Source organism: Salinimicrobium sp. CAU 1759, from assembly GCF_054482715.1.
In genome coordinates this window covers 498,786-519,832 of the sequence record NZ_JBTLRK010000001.1, presented here as the reverse complement: position 1 = coordinate 519,832, position 21,047 = coordinate 498,786, and the positions used below count along the sequence as shown (strand labels likewise).

At 41.0% G+C, this 21,047-nt stretch carries 20 protein-coding genes and 1 tRNA gene; 14 read left to right on the top strand and 7 right to left on the bottom strand.

Annotation, left to right across the window (positions count from 1 at the left end):
* Positions 1-38 precede the first annotated feature (38 nt).
* Positions 39-746, top strand: coding sequence for a LysE family translocator (locus ACXYMT_RS02360; protein ID WP_459057482.1), 708 nt, complete (start codon positions 39-41; stop codon positions 744-746).
* A 304-nt stretch (positions 747-1,050) separates the two neighbouring features.
* Here the strand turns inward: ACXYMT_RS02360 and ACXYMT_RS02355 are convergent.
* Positions 1,051-1,121, bottom strand: a tRNA-Cys gene (locus ACXYMT_RS02355).
* 79 nt (positions 1,122-1,200) lie between these two features.
* Positions 1,201-1,557, bottom strand: a complete 357-nt coding sequence (gene folB, locus ACXYMT_RS02350; protein ID WP_459057481.1) for a dihydroneopterin aldolase — start codon at positions 1,555-1,557, stop codon at positions 1,201-1,203.
* A gap of 108 nt (positions 1,558-1,665) precedes the next feature.
* Here folB and ACXYMT_RS02345 point away from each other — a divergent pair, with 108 nt between their 5' ends.
* The 4 genes from ACXYMT_RS02345 (at position 1,666) to ACXYMT_RS02330 (ending at position 4,552) form a co-directional block, all read left to right on the top strand.
* On the top strand, positions 1,666-3,342 hold the full coding sequence (locus ACXYMT_RS02345) for a glutamine--tRNA ligase/YqeY domain fusion protein (protein ID WP_459057480.1): 1,677 nt from the start codon (positions 1,666-1,668) through the stop codon (positions 3,340-3,342).
* Between the two features lie 132 nt (positions 3,343-3,474).
* Positions 3,475-3,888, top strand: a complete 414-nt coding sequence (locus ACXYMT_RS02340; RefSeq protein ID WP_459057479.1) for a YtxH domain-containing protein — start codon at positions 3,475-3,477, stop codon at positions 3,886-3,888.
* A 6-nt stretch (positions 3,889-3,894) separates the two neighbouring features.
* Positions 3,895-4,341, top strand: coding sequence for a phage holin family protein (locus ACXYMT_RS02335; protein ID WP_459057478.1), 447 nt, complete (start codon positions 3,895-3,897; stop codon positions 4,339-4,341).
* Positions 4,328-4,552: a DUF6327 family protein gene (locus ACXYMT_RS02330; RefSeq protein ID WP_459057477.1), complete on the top strand. Its 225-nt coding sequence runs from the start codon at positions 4,328-4,330 to the stop codon at positions 4,550-4,552. Before ACXYMT_RS02335 ends, ACXYMT_RS02330 begins: the two co-directional genes overlap by 14 nt.
* On the opposite strand, the gene ACXYMT_RS02325 is transcribed toward ACXYMT_RS02330, so the two are convergent.
* Entirely contained in the window at positions 4,553-5,563 is a 1,011-nt protein-coding gene (locus tag ACXYMT_RS02325) for an SPFH domain-containing protein (protein ID WP_459057476.1), read from the bottom strand.
* Between the two features lie 74 nt (positions 5,564-5,637).
* On the opposite strand from ACXYMT_RS02325, the gene ACXYMT_RS02320 reads away from it, so the two are divergent.
* Positions 5,638-6,318, top strand: a complete 681-nt coding sequence (locus ACXYMT_RS02320; RefSeq protein WP_459057475.1) for a hypothetical protein — start codon at positions 5,638-5,640, stop codon at positions 6,316-6,318.
* Positions 6,319-6,395: 77 nt separating this feature from the next.
* Here the strand turns inward: ACXYMT_RS02320 and gltX are convergent, their stop codons facing one another.
* Positions 6,396-7,919 (bottom strand): glutamate--tRNA ligase, encoded by a 1,524-nt coding sequence (gene gltX, locus ACXYMT_RS02315; RefSeq protein WP_459057474.1) that lies wholly within the window; start codon positions 7,917-7,919, stop codon positions 6,396-6,398.
* Between the two features lie 126 nt (positions 7,920-8,045).
* Between gltX and ACXYMT_RS02310 the strand changes: the two genes are divergently transcribed.
* The 5 genes from ACXYMT_RS02310 to ACXYMT_RS02290 all read left to right on the top strand — a co-directional run bounded on the left by ACXYMT_RS02310 (position 8,046) and on the right by ACXYMT_RS02290 (position 15,263).
* Complete coding sequence (locus ACXYMT_RS02310) at positions 8,046-11,306, top strand: coiled-coil domain-containing protein (protein ID WP_459057473.1); 3,261 nt, start codon at positions 8,046-8,048, stop codon at positions 11,304-11,306.
* A complete protein-coding gene (ybeY, locus tag ACXYMT_RS02305; protein ID WP_459059137.1) occupies positions 11,299-11,718 on the top strand; it encodes an rRNA maturation RNase YbeY in 420 nt (139 codons plus the stop codon). The genes ACXYMT_RS02310 and ybeY overlap by 8 nt, the downstream gene beginning before the upstream one ends.
* A 10-nt stretch (positions 11,719-11,728) precedes the next feature.
* On the top strand, positions 11,729-13,600 hold the full coding sequence (gene mnmG, locus ACXYMT_RS02300; protein ID WP_459057472.1) for a tRNA uridine-5-carboxymethylaminomethyl(34) synthesis enzyme MnmG: 1,872 nt from the start codon (positions 11,729-11,731) through the stop codon (positions 13,598-13,600).
* A 41-nt stretch (positions 13,601-13,641) separates the two neighbouring features.
* Complete coding sequence (locus ACXYMT_RS02295) at positions 13,642-14,499, top strand: class I SAM-dependent methyltransferase (RefSeq protein WP_459057471.1); 858 nt, start codon at positions 13,642-13,644, stop codon at positions 14,497-14,499.
* Between the two features lie 227 nt (positions 14,500-14,726).
* Positions 14,727-15,263 carry an OmpH/Skp family outer membrane protein gene (locus ACXYMT_RS02290; RefSeq protein ID WP_459057470.1) on the top strand — a complete coding sequence of 179 codons (537 nt, stop codon included), beginning with the start codon at positions 14,727-14,729 and terminating at the stop codon, positions 15,261-15,263.
* Between the two features lie 46 nt (positions 15,264-15,309).
* Here ACXYMT_RS02290 and ACXYMT_RS02285 read toward each other — a convergent pair whose 3' ends face one another.
* The gene (locus ACXYMT_RS02285) at positions 15,310-15,708 is read right to left on the bottom strand and encodes a DoxX family protein (protein WP_459057469.1); all 399 of its coding nucleotides are present in this window, start codon (positions 15,706-15,708) and stop codon (positions 15,310-15,312) included.
* A 6-nt stretch (positions 15,709-15,714) separates the two neighbouring features.
* On the bottom strand, positions 15,715-16,863 hold the full coding sequence (locus ACXYMT_RS02280; RefSeq protein ID WP_459057468.1) for a DNA polymerase III subunit: 1,149 nt from the start codon (positions 16,861-16,863) through the stop codon (positions 15,715-15,717).
* Positions 16,864-16,932: 69 nt separating this feature from the next.
* On the opposite strand from ACXYMT_RS02280, the gene ACXYMT_RS02275 reads away from it, so the two are divergent.
* The 3 genes from ACXYMT_RS02275 to ACXYMT_RS02265 are packed head-to-tail and all read left to right on the top strand — an operon-like array spanning position 16,933 to position 20,738.
* Positions 16,933-18,117, top strand: a complete 1,185-nt coding sequence (locus tag ACXYMT_RS02275; protein WP_459057467.1) for a phosphoglycerate kinase — start codon at positions 16,933-16,935, stop codon at positions 18,115-18,117.
* A 51-nt stretch (positions 18,118-18,168) separates the two neighbouring features.
* Positions 18,169-19,740: a lytic transglycosylase domain-containing protein gene (locus ACXYMT_RS02270; RefSeq protein ID WP_459057466.1), complete on the top strand. Its 1,572-nt coding sequence runs from the start codon at positions 18,169-18,171 to the stop codon at positions 19,738-19,740.
* A gap of 23 nt (positions 19,741-19,763) precedes the next feature.
* Positions 19,764-20,738, top strand: coding sequence for a DUF4837 family protein (locus ACXYMT_RS02265; protein WP_459057465.1), 975 nt, complete (start codon positions 19,764-19,766; stop codon positions 20,736-20,738).
* Between the two features lie 51 nt (positions 20,739-20,789).
* Here ACXYMT_RS02265 and tatA read toward each other — a convergent pair whose 3' ends face one another.
* Complete coding sequence (gene tatA, locus ACXYMT_RS02260) at positions 20,790-20,987, bottom strand: twin-arginine translocase TatA/TatE family subunit (RefSeq protein WP_459057464.1); 198 nt, start codon at positions 20,985-20,987, stop codon at positions 20,790-20,792.
* Positions 20,988-21,047 lie beyond the last annotated feature (60 nt).

The window sequence follows — 21,047 nt, the reverse complement described above, 5'->3', positions numbered from 1 at the left end:
GGGGTAAAATTTTATCTTTGTGAAATTAAAAGATCTGAATGTTTCAGGATATACTGGCTGCGATACCTTTAGGATTTTTCCTTGCTTTCCTTTTGGGGCCTGTATTCTTCGTACTCCTTGAAACCGCTGCTATAAAAGGTTTTAGAGCAGCTATTTCCTTTGATCTCGGAGTTATTTTTGCTGATGTTGTCTTTTTGCTCATCGCCTATTTAAGTACCACCAAACTACTGAACAGGATCAAAGATGATCCCGCTCTTTTTGTTTTTGGAGGAGGAATACTGGTAACATATGGCATCATTCAATTCGTTCAAAATCGAAAGGTTTTACAACACGAAGAAGTTCCCGAAATACAAAAGCTGAATAAAAGGGACTATCTAGGTCTTGCAGCAAAAGGCTTTCTACTCAACTTTATCAACATTGGAGTCTTGGGATTCTGGTTAGGACTAATTATTGTTTTTGGACCACAACTGGAGATGGAAACCAATAGAATGGTTCTTTTCTTTGGTGTAGTACTAGGAACCTATCTTTTAGTCGATATTTTTAAGATCCTTGCCGCAAAAAAGCTGAATCAAAAACTTACCCCCACCCGAATTTATAATGTAAAAAAAGGGATAAGTGTCATTTTGGTCATTTTTGGGATCTTTTTGATCATTCAGGGCTTAATTCCCCAGGAAATGAATCAACTCCAGGATCAGATAGATAATATTACCCCTTCATCCGGTGCATATATCGAATACTTCGAATAAAAGATCTCAAAAATGACATTTTTGGGAGGAGTAATTAAGCGAATTACAAAGTTCAAGCACCAAATTAGAGGATTAATCAAATGTTAATTGGTTATTGCTGAATCCCTTTCAGCCTTAGAACAACATTTAATAGACTGGGGTTCGTGTCGAAAAATGTGATTTTTGAGAGTAATTTTTAGTAGCAAAACAGGAAGATCCAGTAAGGCTTATACCTGGAGAGTACTGAGAGTTTTGCCTCTTTTGGAATTTGTTTTTTGATATTTTGGAAATTAAAAAAGCTCCTTTTTAAAGGAGCTTTTTTTTGAGGCATCGAGCGGATTCGAACCGCTGTACAAGCTTTTGCAGAGCTCTGCCTAGCCACTCGGCCACGATGCCTTTTGAATACGGAGGCAAATGTAATAAAATTTCTTTTTTCAGGCCTATGCTTTTGCAGCCTTTAGAAATAATTAAGCAATTACCTGCTTTTACTTCTCCTTACCGTCACCATAGCGACATTTCCGCCTATAGGTGGATTGATTTTAGAAACATCTACCGTCACTTTTTGAACGATTAGCAGCTCATCAAGAACGCGGTTAAGTATACGTTCGGCTACTGTTTCGAGCAACTTAGAACGTATTGCCATTTCTTCCTTTACGATCTTATTCAAGTGCACATAGTCAATGGTATCTTTCAAATCATCGGTCTTTGCTGAAAGAGAAAGATCCCCTTTCACCCTAAGATCGACCCTGTAATCACTACCTATTTGCCCTTCTTCTTCAAGACAGCCGTGATAGGCAAAAACTTTGATATTCCTTAGTTTAATACTTCCCAAAACCTGATTTTTTGCGAAGATAGCAACAAATCAGAAGACTAAAGTACAGCGACGGAATTGATGTTTATTTTCTGTAATTTTGTGCCCCTTAAAGATGAATTAGAAACTATGGCTGAAGAAAAAAGATCCCTCAATTTTATTGAGCAAATCATAGAAGAAGATCTAAAGAACGATTATAAAAAAGAGGAGCTGCAATTCCGGTTCCCGCCCGAACCAAACGGTTATCTTCATATTGGGCATGCTTCTTCTATATGCCTCAATTTTGGGCTGGGGGAGAAGTATAATGCTCCTGTAAACCTTCGGTTTGATGATACCAATCCTATCAAGGAAGAACAGGAATATGTTGACGCTATAAAGCGGGATGTAGAATGGCTTGGCTTTAATTGGGCTAAGGAATGTTATGCTTCAGATTATTTTCAGCAATTGTATGACTGGGCAGTGATGATGATCAAATCTGGCGATGCATATGTTGACAGTCAACCTTCCGAAGCTATTGCCGAACAAAAAGGAACCCCTACACAGCCGGGAAAGAACAGTCCTTACAGAGATAGATCTGTTGAGGAGAACCTGGAACTTTTTCAGAAAATGAAAGATGGGGAAACTAAAGAAGGAGAGCACGTGCTAAGGGCCAAAATAGACATGGCTGCGAAGAACATGTTGATGCGCGACCCTGTTATGTATAGAACGCTACACCGCAAACACCATCGCACCGGGAATGACTGGATGATCTATCCACTCTATGACTGGGCACATGGACAAAGTGATTTTATCGAATCTGTATCTCATTCCTTTTGTACGCTGGAATTTTTACCGCACAGGGAGCTCTATAACTGGTTCCTTGAAAAGGTAAGTTCTGCGGAAGATTTTAAACCAAAACAGCGTGAATTTGCCCGTCGTAATCTCAGCCATACCATTGTAAGCAAAAGAAAACTGCTTCACCTTGTTGAAAAAGGAATAGTGAAATCCTGGGATGATCCAAGAATGCCGACCATTTCGGGTCTTAGAAGGAGAGGTTATACTCCGGAATCAATTCGCAAGTTCGCTGAAACTATAGGGATCGCAAAAAGGGAAAATATGATCGATGTTTCCCTGTTGGAATTCTGTATTCGGGAAGATCTTAACAAAACTGCGCCAAGGGTGATGGCAGTACTTGATCCTGTAAAGCTTGTTATCACTAATTATCCTGAGGGAGAAGAGGAGTGGCTCGATGCAGAAAATAACCCTGAAGACGAATCGGCTGGCTCAAGGCAGGTACCTTTTTCGAGGGAGTTGTACATAGAACAGGAGGATTTTAAAGAAGAGGCGAACCGGAAATTTTTCAGGTTAACTCTTGGAAAAGAAGTAAGGCTGAAAAATGCTTATATCATCAAAGGTGAAAAGGTGGTAAAAAATGATGCAGGTGAGATCACAGAGATTCACTGTACTTATGATCCTAAGAGCCGGAGTGGAAGTGGGACCGAGGAGTCTATGCGCAAGGTAAAGGGAACCCTGCACTGGGTTTCGGCCAAACATGCTATTGAAGCTGAAGTAAGGCTCTACGACCGTCTTTTCTCTGTTGAGTCTCCTGATGCCGATAAGGAGAAAGATTTCCTTGATTTCTTAAATCCGGAATCTTTAAAAACCATTACGGCATATCTTGAACCAAGTCTCAAGGATGTGAAGCCGGGAGACAAATTTCAATTCCAGAGATTAGGATATTTTAACGTTGATAAAGAAAGTACAAAAGAGCAGCTTGTCTTCAATCGTACAGTGACACTAAGGGATTCGTGGGGCGGTAAAAATTAAGTGAAATTCCTGCTCATGCCAATTAAGAATAATTTAGCATTGGTATTTGTATATTAACCGGTTATTAACAGCGCTACAGTCCGCATTGAAGTATATTTGGTTGTAGTATTAATCTTAATAACCAACAATATCATGGCAAAATCAGGAAGTACATTTTTAGCATTGCTAACCGGGGCAGCTATAGGAGCCGGCCTTGGAATGTTATATGCGCCTGAAAGTGGAGAGGAAACCAGGAGAAAACTGGGAGAAAATGCAAGAAGAACTCAGGATGACCTGAATAAGCGATACCGCGAAACCTCTTCCAATCTAAGTCAAAAGGCCAAAAAAGCGAAGTCTGATTTTGAATTGAGACTGGAGGAAACTCTATCTTCAGCAAGTTATAAAGCCGATGAGATCCTCAGTAGCCTTGAAACTAAACTGGACGAGCTAAAAAGGCAGAATGCCAAATTTCAGAAAGACCGCAAAGGAGGCACAGATGATAATGCTGACGTGGACGAAAGCGTAGCTTCCAAAGGAAAGAAGAATACAGGTAATGCTGCAGTCTAAGCGTTTATGGCATTCGGAAGAATATCCAGCAATTTTCAAGAATTAAAGGAGAATGTTAAAGCCTTAGCACATAGTAGTGCTGAGTATTATAAACTTGAACTCTTTAATAAGAGCATGCATGGAGCTATTGCCGCCATTAAAGGTGTGGCAATAGCTCTTTTCATGTTCTTTTTCATCATGTTTATTTCTATTGCCGTCGCCGTTGCTCTGAGTAACTGGATCGATTCCCCGAGTAGTGGGTTCTTTATAGTGGCAGGAATTTATCTTTTACTGGTCCTCTTCTTCGTTTTCTTTGGCAGTAAAGTGCTAATGAAGGCCATTTTACCGGGGGCATCTAAAAAGTTCTTTCAGAAAGCCGAAAAGAAGCCGGTTCATGAAGAACATCATGAGTTCACTCCTCAAAAAGACTTCAAAACCGATGAAATTGTAATTAAGGACAATGAGAGAGTATAAGAATTTTAGAGAGATAGAACGCGATCTTCAACTCCTTAAACTTCAAAGAGAGATAGATAAGGAAAAAGTTCTGTTGAGCATGAATCAGACAAAGGAAAGTCTCTCGCCTAAACGCATTTTGAAAGACGCAGCCAACAGCCTGATGCGAAATCCTTATGTTCTGAAAGGAACTACATCAGTCCTCGCATTTATAGGCGATAAATTTAAATAGCTATTCCTCCGGGCTATCCTGGTCTTCTCGTGGAAGTTCAGGTGGAAGTTCTCTCTTCTTGCGTTCCTGTTTTTCCCTTCGTTTTTTCTCCCTTAAGGCATTTTCCTTTTTCATGGCTTCTCCAATTTGATTCGAAGCGGTAAAGGATGCGATCATGTTGTTCAACATGTCACTACCTGTTTGAGGAGAATTAGGTAAAAGGATAAGGTTACTCTGGGTTTCTTCACCAAGAGATTGAAGTGTATCGTAGTGCTGTGTAACCACTATCAAAGCTGAAGCCTCCTGTGAATTAATTCCAACATTGTTAAGCACGTCCACACTTTCTTCAAGTCCACGTGCAATTTCCCGGCGTTGATCTGCAATACCCTGGCCCTGCAGGCGCTTACTTTCTGCCTCTGCACGGGCTTTGGCCACGATCTTGATCCTTTCGGCTTCAGCTTCATATTCGGCGGCTACTTTCTCTCTTTCGGAAGCATTGATACGGTTCATGGCAGCTTTCACCTGCACATCTGGATCGATGTCGGTCACCAGGGTTTTGATGATATCATAACCATATTCTTCCATAGCCTCATTGAGCTCCCGCTTGACCGCAATTGCAATATCATCTTTGCGTTCAAAAACATCATCCAGTTTCATTTTTGGAACCTCTGCACGAACCACGTCAAAAACATAGGAAGTAATCTGGTCATGAGAATTCTCAAGCTTATAGAAGGCGTCGTAGATCCTCGCACTAATTACCTGGAATTGAACAGAGATCTTCAGTTTTACGAAAACATCATCTTTAGTTTTGGTTTCCACCAGTACATCGAGCTGTTGGACTTTGAGGTTGATCCTTCCCGAGATCTGGTCAAAGACCGGAACCTTGAAGTGCAGGCCGCTGTTACTTATGCGTTGAAATTTTCCGAAGCGCTCAATTACGGCAGCAGTTTGTTGTTTGACTGTAAATATTCCGGAGAAAAGAATTATCAATCCAAGAATTACAAAGAAAGCAGTTAGAATAGTGGGAATCATGGTTGTAAGTTAATTTTAACGAAAGATATGAAAATAATCACCTACATTAGCTCATCATTTCTCAAATCACACTTATGGATCTTAAGAAAGCTATTCTTCTTGCAGGAATTTTATTCTTTTCTTTCAGCACACAGGCACAACGGCGAGTTTGGGATGGTGAATATAACAGGCTCGGATTGCAGGGGGGAGTAAACCATTTTAATATAATGACCGGTGATCTCCAGGTGACTCCAAAGCTAAGCTGGACCGCAGGTTTTACGACCAGGGCTTCTTTTTATGAAGATTTTCAGTTCGTTTACGGCATCAACTTTTACGATTTCAACGTGGATATAGAAGGTCGTCAAAAGATCGAAACCACATCTGCTGACACGCAAATAGAATATAACATGATAGGGGTGCAGGGAAATTTCTTTGGCAGCTATAAATTGCTTGATCATTACCTTAGTGTGGAAGCCGGACCGGTAGTACAGGTGAATGGAAAGCTTGAAGCAAGACAGGATAAGGAATTGTATTACGTAGGTAATTATAACCTTAATGCTATAGATATTGAAAATGTTTCGACTTTCAATTTTAATCTCGCCGTTGGATTGAGTGGGGGATGGGAAACAGTAAAATTTTGGGCGCAATACCAGTATGGCCTCAATAACTTCCTCAAAGGACTTGATGACGAGGGGCTACAGGAAATTGATCCTTCTACTCCGTCATTCAAAGGTAATTTGAGCATAATTGCCGGGGGAGTTACCTTCTATCTGTAAACTGAATAAAGACGAATTAAAAAAGCCATTTTTGAGACCTCTCAAAAATGGCTTTTTCTATTTAAGTTTTTCCTGAATTAAAGCTCGTTCTGTGCTCTTCTTAGACGCGAAATAGTTTCCTCCTTGCCAATTGCTGCGGCAATTTCAAACACATCCGGTCCTTGCATGGCGCCCACCAGAGATAACCTGAAGGGCTGCATCACTTTTCCGAAGCCAATACCTTCTGAAGTTATCCAGGATTTCACTCTTTCCTGTACATTTCCTGCACTAAAATCCTCTGTTTCTTCAAGGATCTTTATCACCTTATCCATTATCTCAGCTGTATCTTCCTTCCAGACCTTCTTAGCCGCTTTCTCATCATAGTTTTCAGGTGCAGTGAAGAAGTAGCTCCCCTGTTCCCAAAAGTCGCTTAAAAACGCCGTTCTTTCCTTTAAGAGAGAAATTATATGTTGTGCATACTCCTGTGAAGAGGAGATCCCTTTTTTCTTAAGGAGCTCTACTAGATCTTTTGCGAGGTCTTCATTGCCTGCCTCCTGCATATAATGGTGCTGGAACCATTTGGTCTTTTCAGGATCAAATTTGGATCCGCCTTTGGAGACGTGCTCCAGGCTAAAAGCTTTTGTAAGTTCTTCCAGGGTGTAAATTTCTTTTTCGGTTCCACCGCCGGCATTCCATCCCAGGAGGGCCAGCATATTCACAACCGCTTCAGGAAAATATCCTTCTTCACGGTAGCCTGTAGAAATATCGCCCGACTTTGGATCTCTCCACTCCAGCGGAAAGACAGGGAATCCCATCTTGTCACCATCACGTTTGCTCAGTTTTCCTTTACCTTGTGGTTTTAGAATAAGCGGGAGGTGAGCAAACTTTGGTGCTGTCCAGTCAAAGGCACGGTACAAGAGCACGTGTAAAGCAAGTGAGGGAAGCCATTCTTCCCCTCTAATCACATGAGTGATCTTCATCAAATGATCATCGACAATATTGGCCAGGTGATAAGTGGGCATTCCGTCGCTTTTAAAAAGCACCTTATCATCCAGGATCTTTGTTTCAATGGTCATTTCCCCTCTAATTTCATCTGTGAGATGCAGGGTTTCATCTTCGGGAGATTTAAAGCGGATCACATATGGTTCTCCAGCTTCTATTTTCTGCTTTACTTCAGCCCCCGGTAAGGAGAGGGAATTTTTCAATTTTTGACGGTTGTGCCAGTTGTAGATGAAGGTTTTTCCTTGTGCCTCATGATCTTCCCGGTGTTTATCTAACTCTTCAGAAGTATCAAAAGCATAATAGGCATTACCCGAAGCTATTAGCATTTCAGCATATTCCCTGTAGAGACTCTTCCTTTCGCTTTGGCGGTAAGGCCCGGCATCTTTCTCTTTTCCGGGACCTTCGTCAAAAGGAATGTTGCACCAGTTAAGGGCTTCAATAATATATTCTTCTGCTCCTTCTACAAATCTTGCCTGGTCTGTGTCTTCCACCCGAAGAATGAAATCTCCACCATGTTTTTTAGCAAACAGGTAATTGAAAAGGGCAGTTCTTACTCCTCCTATATGTAGCGGCCCCGTAGGACTCGGTGCAAAACGTACTCTTACTTTTTCTGTAGACATAACGCGAATTTTATTGCGCAAAGATAAAGGATTCTTTAGGTTCTCGAAATGCTGCTGAAAATGTGGAGGTTCCAAAATTTCCCGAATAAAATTGTAATTTTATAAGATTCAAAAATGGGGAGGAGCATGGACAATTTTGAGATCTTACGAAAGAAGCTGGAGGCGTTTATAAGAAAGTTTTATCTCAATGAACTACTCAAAGGATTCATATTTTTTGTAGCCATTGGGTTGTTATATTTCATCATAACCCTCTTTATTGAACATTTGTTGTGGCTCAATTCAACCGGCAGGAGTATTTTATTCTGGAGTTTTGTGGGCGTGGAGCTCTTTCTCTTCGGAAGTTTCATAATTTACCCTTTGCTTAAGCTCTTCAGAATATCACGCGGAATTGGATATACTGAAGCCTCCCGAATCATTGGCCGGCACTTTCCTGAAGTCAGTGATAAACTGCTGAACTTACTACAGCTGAAGGAGAAAGATAAAAAGACGGATCTGCTAATGGCCTCAATAGACCAAAAGGCGGCAGATTTACGTCCGGTTCCATTTACTATGGCCGTTGATCTAAAGAAGAACCTGCCATATTTGAAATATGCTGCCATTCCTGTGCTTATTATTATTTTGGTTGTGCTTTCGGGAAGAACTGAAGTTTTTTCGGGTAGTTATGAGCGGGTAGTTAATTACAAAACTGCCTATGAACCTCCCGCGCCTTTTTCTTTTCAGCTACTTGACGATCGGTTAAGAATAAAGGAAAATGAACCGCTGACCATCCAGGTGAGCACAACCGGAAGAGTCATTCCCCAGGACGCATCTGTGCAATATAATGGTCAAAACTATTACATGAAGCGGGTATCACCGGGATTATTTGAATACACCTTTGAACCCGCACAGGCTTCTTTTGATTTTCAGATCGTCGCTAACAAAGTTAGCTCCCCGGTTTATAAAGTTGAAGTTGTTGAGGTTCCAAAAATGCGGAATTTAAGGATGATCCTTGATTATCCTGCCCACACAGGGCTAGGGGAGGAGGTAGTTGAAGGTACGGGTAATGCAACTGTACCTGAAGGTACTCTTGTAAATTGGGAGCTGGAAACTTCGGCTACTAATAATGTGGAAATAAAACTTCCTGATACCCTTCAAAAATTTGAAAAACAAGGCGATCTTTTCCGGCTTCAAAAGCGATTTAGTACTAACGTAAATTATGAAATAAGTACATCTAATGCGAAGGTTAAAAATTTTGAAAATCTGAATTACCAGATCCGGACGGTGAGGGATGAGCACCCGGAGCTTATTCTGGAGCAGCAGATCGACTCTTTAGATCCCGATTTTCAATATTTCTTCGGAAAAGTTTCCGACGATTATGGGATAAGGAGCGTAAATCTTGTTGTTGAAGAGAAGGATGATAGAGATAATTCGTTCAAGGTGCGCCTTCCACACGGAAAAGGAAATGTTGGGGAGTTCGTGACCAGCTTTCCCGATACTTTGGGTCTTGAAAAGGGTAAAACATATGAATTTTACTTCGAAGTTATTGATAATGACGCTATTAACGGGTTTAAAAGAGTAAAAAGCAGAGTTTTTAGCTATAACAGTAAAACAGATTCCGAAGAAAAGCAACAAAGACTTCAGGAACAACGAAAAGCCATACAAGGTATAGACGGTTCCCTGGAGAAAATGAAACTTTCTGAAAAGGAACTTGAAGAATTGTCCCGACTTCAGAGAGAAAAGAAAGAGCTCAACTACAATGACCGGAAGAAGCTGGAGAATTTTCTTCAACGGCAAAAACAGCAGAACCGGATAATGGAGAATTTCACTGAGAAACTTAAAAGGAATCTGCAGGAAGAAACCACACCTCAAAATAAGGATTTGAAAAAGAACCTTGAAGAGCGATTGGAAAACAGGGAAGAAGATCTGGAAGAGAATGAGAAACTTCTGGAAGAGCTTGAAAAGTATTCTGAGAAGATCATGGATGAGGGGCTTCAGGAAAAGCTTCAGGAATTGTCAAAAAATGCCCGGAACCAGGAAAGGAGTCTTGAGCAGTTGCTCGAACTAACCAAGAAATATTACGTACAGGAGAAATCGGCAAGAATAGCCGAGGAACTGGAAGAACTGGGCGAGGAACAACAAGAGCTAGCCGAAGAAGATAGCTTAAATACAAAGTCTGCACAGGATTCTTTGTCTCAAAAGACAGATGAGGTTTTTGAAGAGCTTGAGGAACTTGAGAAGGAAAATGAAGGTCTCAAGAAACCTCTTGAAATCCCGGAAAGTGAGGAGGAACAAGAAGGAGTAAAAGATGATCAGCAAAAAGCGGGAGAAGAACTGGATAAGCAGAACATGGAAGGTGCTAAAAAGGAACAGAAGAAGGCCGGTGAAAAGCTTATGCAAATGAGTAAGAAAATGAAACAACAAATGCAGCAGGCGGGGATGCAACAAATGCAGGAAGATGTTACTATGCTTCGCCAGATCCTCGATAATCTTGTCACTTTTTCTTTTGGGCAGGAAGATCTTATGGAAGATTTCAGGAAATTGGGCACCGACAATACCACCTTACCGGGAAAGCTTAGGAGACAGGACCTGTTGAGGGAAAATTTCAGACATATTGATGACAGTTTATACAGCCTGGCTTTGCGGAATGAGATGATAAGTGAGCCTATTATGAAGAAGCTTATTGATGTTGATTACAGTCTTGATCAGACCCTGGAAAGATTAGCTCAAAATGAGATAAGAATGGGCTTGAGTAGTCAGCAGTATGTCATAACAGGAGCTAACGATCTGGCCTACTTATTGAGCGACATTCTAGGAAATATGGAGGAGATGTTGAATTCCTCACCCTCAAAGGGTAGTGGGCAGGGGCAACAGCTTCAGGATATCATTCAAAAGCAGGGGGAATTGAATGAAGAGATGAAAGAGCAAATGCAGAAAGGTGATCAAAAACAAAAGGGTGAACAGGAAGGAAAGGGAGAGAATGGCCAATCTGGTGAAGAGGAGAGTGGTGAACTCTTTAGAATTTTTCAGGAGCAACAAATGTTGAGACGGGCCCTTGATGAGAAACTTAAAGAAGAAGGCCGTGACGGGAAGGGCAATGGAGTAAAAAAGGAAATGGAACAAATTGAAAAGCAACTTTTAGAGAAAGGATTTGATCCCGGGGTATTACAAAGAATGCAACGATTGGAACACAGATTACTCGAACTGGAAGAAGCGGAATTACAACAGGGCAAAAAACCTGAAAGAGAATCCACTACCGGTAAGGAAGTGTTTTCTAATGAGACTAAGTCGGCCAGGGAACGAGCCAAAGAATATTTTAACACCACTGAAATTTTAAATAGACAAACCTTACCTTTGCGCCCCGTTTACAAGCTTAAAGTAAAAGAATATTTTGAACGAAGAGATAATTAGTTTTTATTCTGAAAATGATTTCCAACTGGAAGGTAGTTCCGGTTATGAGAATTGGGTTAAAGAGGTGATTTCATCGGAAGGTAAAAAAACCGGTGAAATAAGTTTTATATTCTGTGATGACGAATACCTTTTAGACATTAATCAAAAGTATCTCGACCACGATACTTATACAGATATAATTAGTTTCGACTCTTCTGTTGGAAATATACTCAGCGGCGATATCTTCATTAGCACCCAGAGGGTAGAAGAGAATGCCAACACCTATGGAGTTACTTTTTATGAAGAGCTAAAAAGGGTAATTATTCATGGGGTTCTCCACTTCTGCGGATATAAGGATAAAACCCCTGAACAGGAACAATTAATGCGGGAGAAGGAAGAAGAAAAAATGAAAATGTTCCACGTGGAACAATAGCAGGAAATTTATGTTTCAAGACAATTATGATGTTATAGTAGTAGGTGCCGGTCACGCAGGAAGCGAGGCCGCGGCAGCTGCGGCTAATATGGGTTGTAGTACACTCCTGGTGACAATGAACCTTCAGAATATTGCCCAAATGAGCTGTAATCCGGCTATGGGCGGAATTGCAAAAGGGCAGATCGTTCGGGAGATCGATGCACTTGGAGGTTATAGTGGATTGGTAAGCGACACCAGCGCCATACAGTTCAAGATGCTGAATAAATCAAAAGGACCTGCCATGTGGAGTCCAAGAGTGCAGAGTGACAGAATGATGTTTGCTGAACATTGGCGTCTGCGTCTTGAGGGAACAGCAAATCTTGATTTTTATCAGGAAATGGTTTCGGGACTCATCATAGAGGGCGAGAAGGTTGTGGGAGTAAAAACCTCTCTCGGGATTGAAATTAAAGCCAAAACTGTCATTCTTACCAACGGTACTTTTTTAAATGGTTTGATCCATATTGGAGAGAAGCAATTTGGTGGAGGTAGGGCAGGAGAAAGAGCTGCAACCGGAATTACAGAGGAGCTCGTTCAATTAGGTTTTGAAGCCGGAAGAATGAAGACCGGAACTCCACCCAGAGTAGATGGAAGATCACTGGATTATTCCAAAATGATCGAGCAGCCGGGGGACGATATTCCGTCTAAATTCTCTTATCTAGATGAAACAAAACCTCTCACAAAACAACGGTCTTGTTATATGTCTTACACCTCTCCCGAGGTGCATAATTTATTAAAAGAAGGCTTTGACAGATCTCCAATGTTCAATGGCAGGATCAAAAGTATTGGTCCCCGTTATTGTCCTTCTATCGAAGATAAGATCAATCGTTTTGCCGATAAGGACAGGCATCAGCTTTTCATAGAGCCTGAAGGTTGGAATACTGTGGAAATGTATATAAACGGATTTTCGACTTCACTTCCGGAAGATGTTCAGTTTAAAGCTTTGCGCTCTGTTGCCGGATTTGAAAACGTAAAATTCTTTAGGCCGGGATATGCAATTGAATATGATTATTTCCCGCCTACCCAGTTAAAACACACATTGGAAACCAAACTTGTTAGCGGACTTTACTTCGCCGGGCAGATAAATGGAACAACCGGATATGAAGAAGCAGGCTCCCAGGGATTAATGGCCGGAATAAATGCCGCTCTAAAAGTGCAGGAAAAGGATGAATTTATTTTGCAAAGAAGTGAAGCTTATATTGGTGTTTTAATTGATGATCTTATTACAAAAGGAACAGAAGAGCCTTATAGAATGTTTACTTCCAGGGCTGAATATCGAACACTACTTCGACAGGATAATGCCGACTTCAGGCTTACCGAAATGTCATATAAGATTGGATTGGCTTCGGAAAAGAGGCTTCAGAAAATGGAAGAAAAGAAATCCAAATCTTATTCTTTTGTGGAATTTCTTAAAGAAACCAGTGTAGCTCCCGAAGAGGCTAATGTTGTCTTGGAGGCAAATAATTCAGCACCCATGAAGCAGAGTGATAAGATATTTAAGGTCTTTTCAAGGCCGAATATTGATATGCGGGATGTGCGGACTTTTAGTGGAGTAGAGGAGTATGTCCAGGAACATGATCTTAATGAAGAAGTGCTGGAGCAAACCGAGATTCAGGTAAAATATTCGGGATATATCGAAAAGGAAAAGAACAATGCAGACAAACTTCACAGGCTTGAGGGAATAAAAATTCCGGAAGATTTTGATTACTCCAGGATCAAATCCATGTCTTACGAAGCGCGTGAAAAACTGAAGAAGGTTAAGCCGACATCTGTTTCTCAAGCTTCAAGAATAAGCGGAGTAAGTCCAAATGATATTTCTGTTTTGCTTGTGTATATGGGTCGATAAATTTTCATAGTTCCACGTGGAACATCCTCTAAAATTTTTCAATGCTGCCATTAGAATTTTCGGAAAAAGCCTCGCTTATTTGTAAAGATCACACCGTAACCGGAGAAGCTTTTGAATTACGAAAGGCAAAGAATCTCGAACTTCTCGTCACCTTTCCTCAACCTGATCTTGATAAATTACCCGCATACTACAAGAGCGAAAATTACATTTCCCATACCGATTCAAAAAAGGGATTTTTAGATAAGGTTTATCAGAAGGTGAAAGATCTTATGCTTTCTAAAAAGCTCAATTGGATTAAAAAAGAAAAGTCCGGACAGGGAAAAATTTTGGACATTGGTGCCGGAACAGGTGATTTTTTACTGTCGGCAAAAAAACGAGGCTGGAAAGTTTTTGGTGCTGAGCCAAATTCCGGAGCGAGGGATCTTGCTTCAAAAAAAGGTCTTGAATTGAACGAAAGCACCAGCTCATTTCCTTCCCACAGTTTTGATGTTATTACGATGTGGCATGTTCTGGAACATGTACCAGATCTGGAAGAACAGATCGTAGAGTTACATCGTCTTTTAAAACCCGATGGTCTGCTTGTCATTGCCGTGCCAAATTATAAAAGTTATGATGCCCGGAAGTACAAAGAATTTTGGGCAGCATATGATGTGCCCCGACATCTATATCATTTTTCACCTACTTCCATAAAGAAGATTTTTTATTCAGCCGGTTTTTTCCTCACCTCTCAAAAAGGTCTTTTTTTTGATTCCTTTTATGTGAGCCTACTTTCTGAAAAATATGCTACAGGTGCTTCAAATATTCCAAGAGCAATTTTTACCGGAGCACTGTCTAATCTGAAGGCAAGAACTACAGGAAATTATTCTTCACTTGCCTACTTCTTCAGGAAAAGTCAATAAACGCATTTTAAGGGGTTTTAAGAGGTTTTCTACTCTTAAATGATATTCCACCTATGCCTTTTCTGTAATCGCGTCATTTTTAGCTTCTGTAAAAGCAGTTTTTGATAGATTTTTAGAATAATCTTTAATTCTTATATATCCTTTCCTTATAGCTTCAGAATTTTGGTTTTTTAAGAAGGGAATGGAAATGCTTTCTTACTTTTGCTGCCAACAAAACAAAAATTAAAATGAAGAAATTATTTATTGCTCTTTCATTGGGAGCTATATTGACCGGATGTAATAATGACAAAACCGCTTATGTTGATACGACTGTTTTAATTCAGGAGTATTCAGAAATGAAAGAAGTGGAAGCAGATTTTAATGAAAGGTCTGAAAGTTTGAAAAGAGAACTTGACTCGGCTGCACAGAGTTTTCAGCAGGAAGTAATGGAGTTTAGGGAGAACATGGCTACAATGAGTGAGGCCGAAAAGCAGGCGGCCCAGGAAGAATTAATGCGCAAGCAGCAAATGCTTCAGCAGCAACAACAAATGAGAAGCGGGCAATTGCGACAGGAGGGAGACGTAGTAATTGATTCTCTAATTACTAAAGTAAAAGACTTCGTAAAGGTCTACGGTGAAGAGAATGATTACACTTACATTTTTGGATCAAACGAATCTGCTAACATTATGTACGCTGAGGAAGGACTGGATATTACTCAGGATATTCTAAAAGAACTAAATGAGAGCAGGGGAGTGACCAAGGAAGATGCTGCGGTTACTGAATAGTACCTTACCTATTTAATTTTAAAGGGTTCCATGTGGAACCCTTTTTTTATGCAGTGACCAAAAAGATCCCAAAGATAATGACGATAAAGTATCCAACGATCGTGAAGGCGCCGGCATAGTCATTCGCTACCCGTTGCCCAAATAGAAGCATAAGCAGGGTAATAGCGGCTAAAACCAGGGACCAAAGGGCAAAATTTGGATCATCATTTAAATATAGTGTGAAGATGGAAACTAACGCCAATAATCCGGTAACCACTTCTAATACCAGAATGATTCCAAGCAGTAATGAAACCATCCCTCCCATAAAGGTGCCTTTAAAGTGGCCGGTGAGCCATTCATAATTCCCACCCCAGTTCAAGATCTTGTCAAGACCCGATTGTAAAAAGGTGATGATGGTAAAAATGAGGATGAGATAAACGGGAATATTAGGTATGAAATTGTCCATTTTGAACTAGTTTTTATGAATTAGACGGGTTAGTTTTATTGAAAGGTCTGTGAGAATGATCTTGGCGTTACCATTTCTTTCGATGTGGTAGATTGCATCCTCCAGTTCTTTCGTAATTCCGGTAATGTTATTGCCAGTAATAAAAGGCGCAAATTTTTCCAGCTTAAAGCCTTTAATTTGCGGCTCCAAAAAAACAAGATCCTTTGCTTTATAATTGTACATGAGTGCCTGCCGGAAAAAATCCATACAATAGAGCAAAAACTTTTTTTGCGGTTCTCTTCCTGTTCCGGCTATCATTTCACTCCAGGCGATCAATTCGGCAAGAGCGGTCTTATCTCCCTTTGCTTTAAAGGCTGTGCGCACCCAGGATATAAACCATTCCTCGAACTGTTCATCACCGGAATTCTCCTTTAAAATGTGAAGTGCATTATTATAATTACCGTTAGCACGGTGTGCTATGGTCATGGCTTTGGCGCGATCACACTCCTCCCTTTCGGCCAAACCTTCTGCAATTACCGCTTCGTTAAGAGGAGGAAAATGTAGAGTTTGACATCTGGACCTTATGGTTTGAATAATATTTTCTTCTTCTTCAGTAATAAGTAAAAAAAGAGTTTTTTGTGGTGGTTCCTCGATGAGCTTGAGCAGCTTGTTCGCACAGCTGTCGTTCATCTTTTCGGCCATCCAGATGATCATCACTTTGTACCCACCTTCATAGGCTTTCAGGGAAAGCGATTTCACTATGTCCTGCGCCTCATCCACACCAATTTTCCCCTGTTTGTTCTCAATGCCTAGTTTTTGGTACCAGTCGAACAGGCTACCATAAGGCTCCTGTTCTACAAATTGGCGCCATTCCTCGCTAAAATGAGAAGAAACTGCGTTCTTTTTTATCTTATCATTATTAGCAACCGGAAAGGCAAAATGAAGATCGGGATGCGCGAGTTTATTCATCTTGATATTACAGGCTTCCCTGCCGGTATTATTTTCCCCACCAGTATTACTGCACAAGACATATTGAGCATATGCTATAGCCATTGGAAGGGTCCCACTTCCGGAGGAACCTACAAATAATTGTGCATGAGGAATCCTGTTATTATCTACAGTTGTAGTAAGGTGATTCTTGATGTGGGGCAGGCCTAAAACTTCAGAAAATAGCATAAGCAAAGATAAAATTTCTTGACACTTTAGTATCTTAGAGAAAAATTTATTTACGCCAAACCAAGCAGTATGAAAACCATTAATGATTATAATTTTAAAGATAAAAAAGCTCTTGTACGGGTGGACTTCAATGTCCCGCTGAATGAGCAACAAGAGGTGGGGGACACCAGCCGTATCGAAGGAGCAAAACCAACAGTTAATAAGATTCTCACAGATGGCGGCAGCGCTATTCTTATGTCTCACCTGGGGCGTCCAAAAGGAGTGGACAAGAAATATTCCCTGGAGCACATTGTAAATAAAGCTTCCGAAATTTTGGGAGTAGAAGTCAAATTCGTGGATGACAGCGCAGGCGAAAAGGCTCAAAAAGTGGCACAGGAGCTTAAGCCGGGGGAAGTATTGTTGCTTGAAAACCTTCGTTTTAATGCTGAAGAAGAAAAAGGGGACGAAGATTTTGCTAAGAAATTATCTACTCTTGGAGATATTTATGTGAACGACGCTTTTGGTACTGCTCACCGTGCTCATGCTTCAACCACTATTGTAGCTAATTATTTTGATGATAAATGCCTGGGAGCTCTCCTCGCTAAGGAAATTGAAAGTTTAGAGAAGGTTTTAGGAAGTTCAGAAAAACCTGTTACTGCAGTTTTGGGAGGTGCGAAGGTCTCTACCAAGATCACGGTCATTGAAAATATTCTGGATAAGATCGACCACCTTATCATTGGTGGAGGAATGACCTATACCTTCACTAAAGCCAAAGGCGGAAAAATAGGTGATTCTTTGGTAGAGGAAGATAAACAGGAATTAGCCCTTGAAATCCTTCGCAAAGCCGAAGAAAAAGGGGTGAAGATACATTTGCCTGTAGATGCTGTAATAGCCGACTCTTTTTCTGAAGATGCCAACACGAAAATAGTTCCTGTAGATGAAATTCCAGATGGTTGGATGGGACTTGATATAGGCCCCGAAACCGTTATAAAATACGGAGGAATCCTTGAAGACTCAAAGACAATTTTGTGGAACGGGCCTATGGGAGTTTTTGAAATGCAACCTTTTGCAAAGGGAACAATTGCTGTTGGGGAACACATAGTAGCTGCTACACAAAAGGGAGCTTTTTCTCTTGTTGGAGGAGGAGACTCTGTCGCAGCGGTTAAACAATTCGGCCTGGAAGACAGGGTGAGCTACGTGTCTACGGGAGGTGGCGCCATGTTGGAAATGCTTGAAGGAAAGAGTTTACCCGGAATTGAAGCCCTAAAAAAGTAAAGAGGTACGATAATTGAAGGAACGAGGTACCGCTTTTTGAGAAATGAACATATGATGAAACCACTTTTGCCATTTTTGATGCTGCTGGCATCAGTAACTACTTTTGCTCAGGATGTAAAAACTGAAGCAAAAAATGTTGAAGGACAGGAGACCGGAGAAAAAGGCGATACTATACGGCTTCCCGAACAGGATTTCTTTCTCCTTTTAGATAATGATGATGTAGATCTTGCCAATAATGTGCCTGTACATAAGATCATCAAAGACTCCCTTATTTTTGCCCTTTTGGATGATCCCGGGGCCGCAATGATAGATTCCTTATGGCAGCAGGAACTCTTCCAGTCCAGTTTATATATGGATCTAAAGGATTCTTTGCTCAATCAGGAATACAATGAGGTAGTCTTTGATGAACTGCCAACAGATACTCTTAAGCTAAGACTCGAAAAGTTGAACGCCAAGACACCTTTTAACGTGGAGTACAACCCTCTGTTGGAAAATGTCATCAAGTCTTACCTCAAACGGAATAAAAAGGGGATGGAGCGTTTAATGGCTCTAAGCACTTACTATTTTCCCCTTTTTGAGCAGAAGCTCGACCACTACAATATCCCGTTAGAGATCAAGTATCTGGCTATTGTTGAATCAGCTTTAAATCCTCGTGCCCGCTCCAGGGTTGGTGCTACAGGATTATGGCAGTTCATGTTCGCCACAGGGAAGATGCACGGTTTGGATGTGAGCTCCTATGTTGATGAACGTATGGATCCTGTGTTAGCAACCGAGGCTGCCGCCCAATATCTTTCTACCCTTTATAGAGTTTTTGAGGATTGGGACCTGGTACTGGCTTCTTATAATTCGGGTCCTGGAAATGTTTCAAAGGCCATTAGAAGAAGCGGAGGATCCACTAATTATTGGAATCTACGTCCATATCTTCCACGTGAAACAGCAGGATATGTACCGGCTTTCCTGGCAACCATGTATATTTTTGAATATGCTGAGGAACACGGTTTTCAGCCTCCGCATCCCCGTACAACCTATTTTGAGACAGACACCATCCATACAAAGAAGATGTTGACCTTTGAGCAAATCTCGCAGGTGACCGGAGTGGAGCGAGAAATGTTACAGTTCCTTAACCCAAGTTACAAGCTTGATGTGATTCCTTTCATTGAAGATAAGAAATACAGCCTTCGATTACCACGTAACAGGACGGGACTTTTTGTCAACAATGAGAATGCTATTTATGGCTATGCTGAAGCTTTAGAAGAAAAGAAAGAAGAGACACATACTGAACTTGTAAAGGCCGAAGCTATAAGATACCGCGTAAGGCGCGGAGATTACCTCGGAAAAATTGCTGAAAGATACGGCGTGGGAGTCAGCCAGTTAAAACAATGGAACAACTTGCGGAGCAACAACCTTAGAATAGGGCAAAGGCTTATAATTTATCCCCGAAAGAGTACTGCAACAGCTCAAACTTCGTCCTCTCCCAAAATATACACTGTGAGGCGTGGAGATTCCCTGTGGAGTATATCCAAGAAATTTCCCGGGGTGACCGTACAGGAGATAAAAAATCTCAACAACATGAACAGTAATCGCCTTAAGCCGGGCATGAAACTTAAACTATCTGATGGATAGAAATCCATCCTGAATCAATATTTATGAAAAATCTCTTAGCACTCTTTTCTTTTTTATTTATTCTAACTGGTTGTGGTGATGGAAAGGACGATCCTGTAGTGGTCTCCAACTCCTCCGGAAAGATTAACAACCTCACTGTAGTAATGCCTAACGAAATGTGGACGGGTGAAGTAGGGGAAGCTATTAGGCGACATCTGGCAGCACCTGTAGATGGTTTGCCACAAGAAGAGCCTCTTTTTTCCTTAAGCCAAATGCCACCTGAAGCTTTTGAAGGCTTCACCAGAAAGAACAGGATATTCTTACATGTAGAAAAGGGCAGTGAATCGGGAGTTAAAATGGCAGAGAATGCCTATGCCCGCCCACAAAAAGGGATCTTTATTAGCGGAGAAACTAATGAAGAACTCATTTCTCTAATTGACGAAAATGCTAATAAGATCATCACTACTCTTAAGCAGACAGAGCTTACAGAACAGCAGCGTAGAATCAAGAAATCTCTGAAGAATGATGAGAAGCTTGAAGAAAAGCTGGGGGTGGCAATGAAATTCCCTACTGCCTACAGGTATGCCAAGGAGACAGATGACTTTTTCTGGATCCGCAAAGATATTCCAACGGGAAGTATGGAAATTCTGGTCTATGAGGTTCCGAGGCATGTCATTGAGAAGGATACTAATATTGTGGGAAACATAATCGAGATGAGAGATTCTATAGGTAAGACCCATATTCCCGGAAGGTTGGATGGTTCCTACATGGTAACTGAATCTGCCTATGCTCCTTACCTCTTCGAGTCCCAGATCGACGGCAAATTTGCCTGGGAATCCAAAGGGATTTGGGAAGTCAAAGGTGATTTTATGGGAGGTCCGTTTCTCAATTACGCGGTTCTTGATGAAGAGAATGACAGGTATGTGGTTCTGGAAGGTTTTGCATTCTCACCATCGGCCAGGAAGCGGGAAAATATGATGGAGCTGGAAGCTATCCTGAGATCGGCAGAAATTAAATAGCATAAAAAAACCCAACGAAAGTTGGGTTTTTAAGTATTATAAAAGGATCTTTTACAATCTCTTTTTATCTTCTTCGGGCTTATTGGCAGGAGCGTCATCTTTAGAAGCGTCTTTAAATTCTTTAATTCCGCTACCCAATCCTCTCATTAGTTCAGGGATCTTTCTTCCTCCAAACAACAACAACACTACAATCACTATCAGAATGATTTGTGGTGCTCCAATCTGTAATGGTAAAAATACTGCACTCATAATGATCAATTTAATGCTGCAAAGTTAGTAATAAAACTTTAATTCCTCTGTTTATGAAGG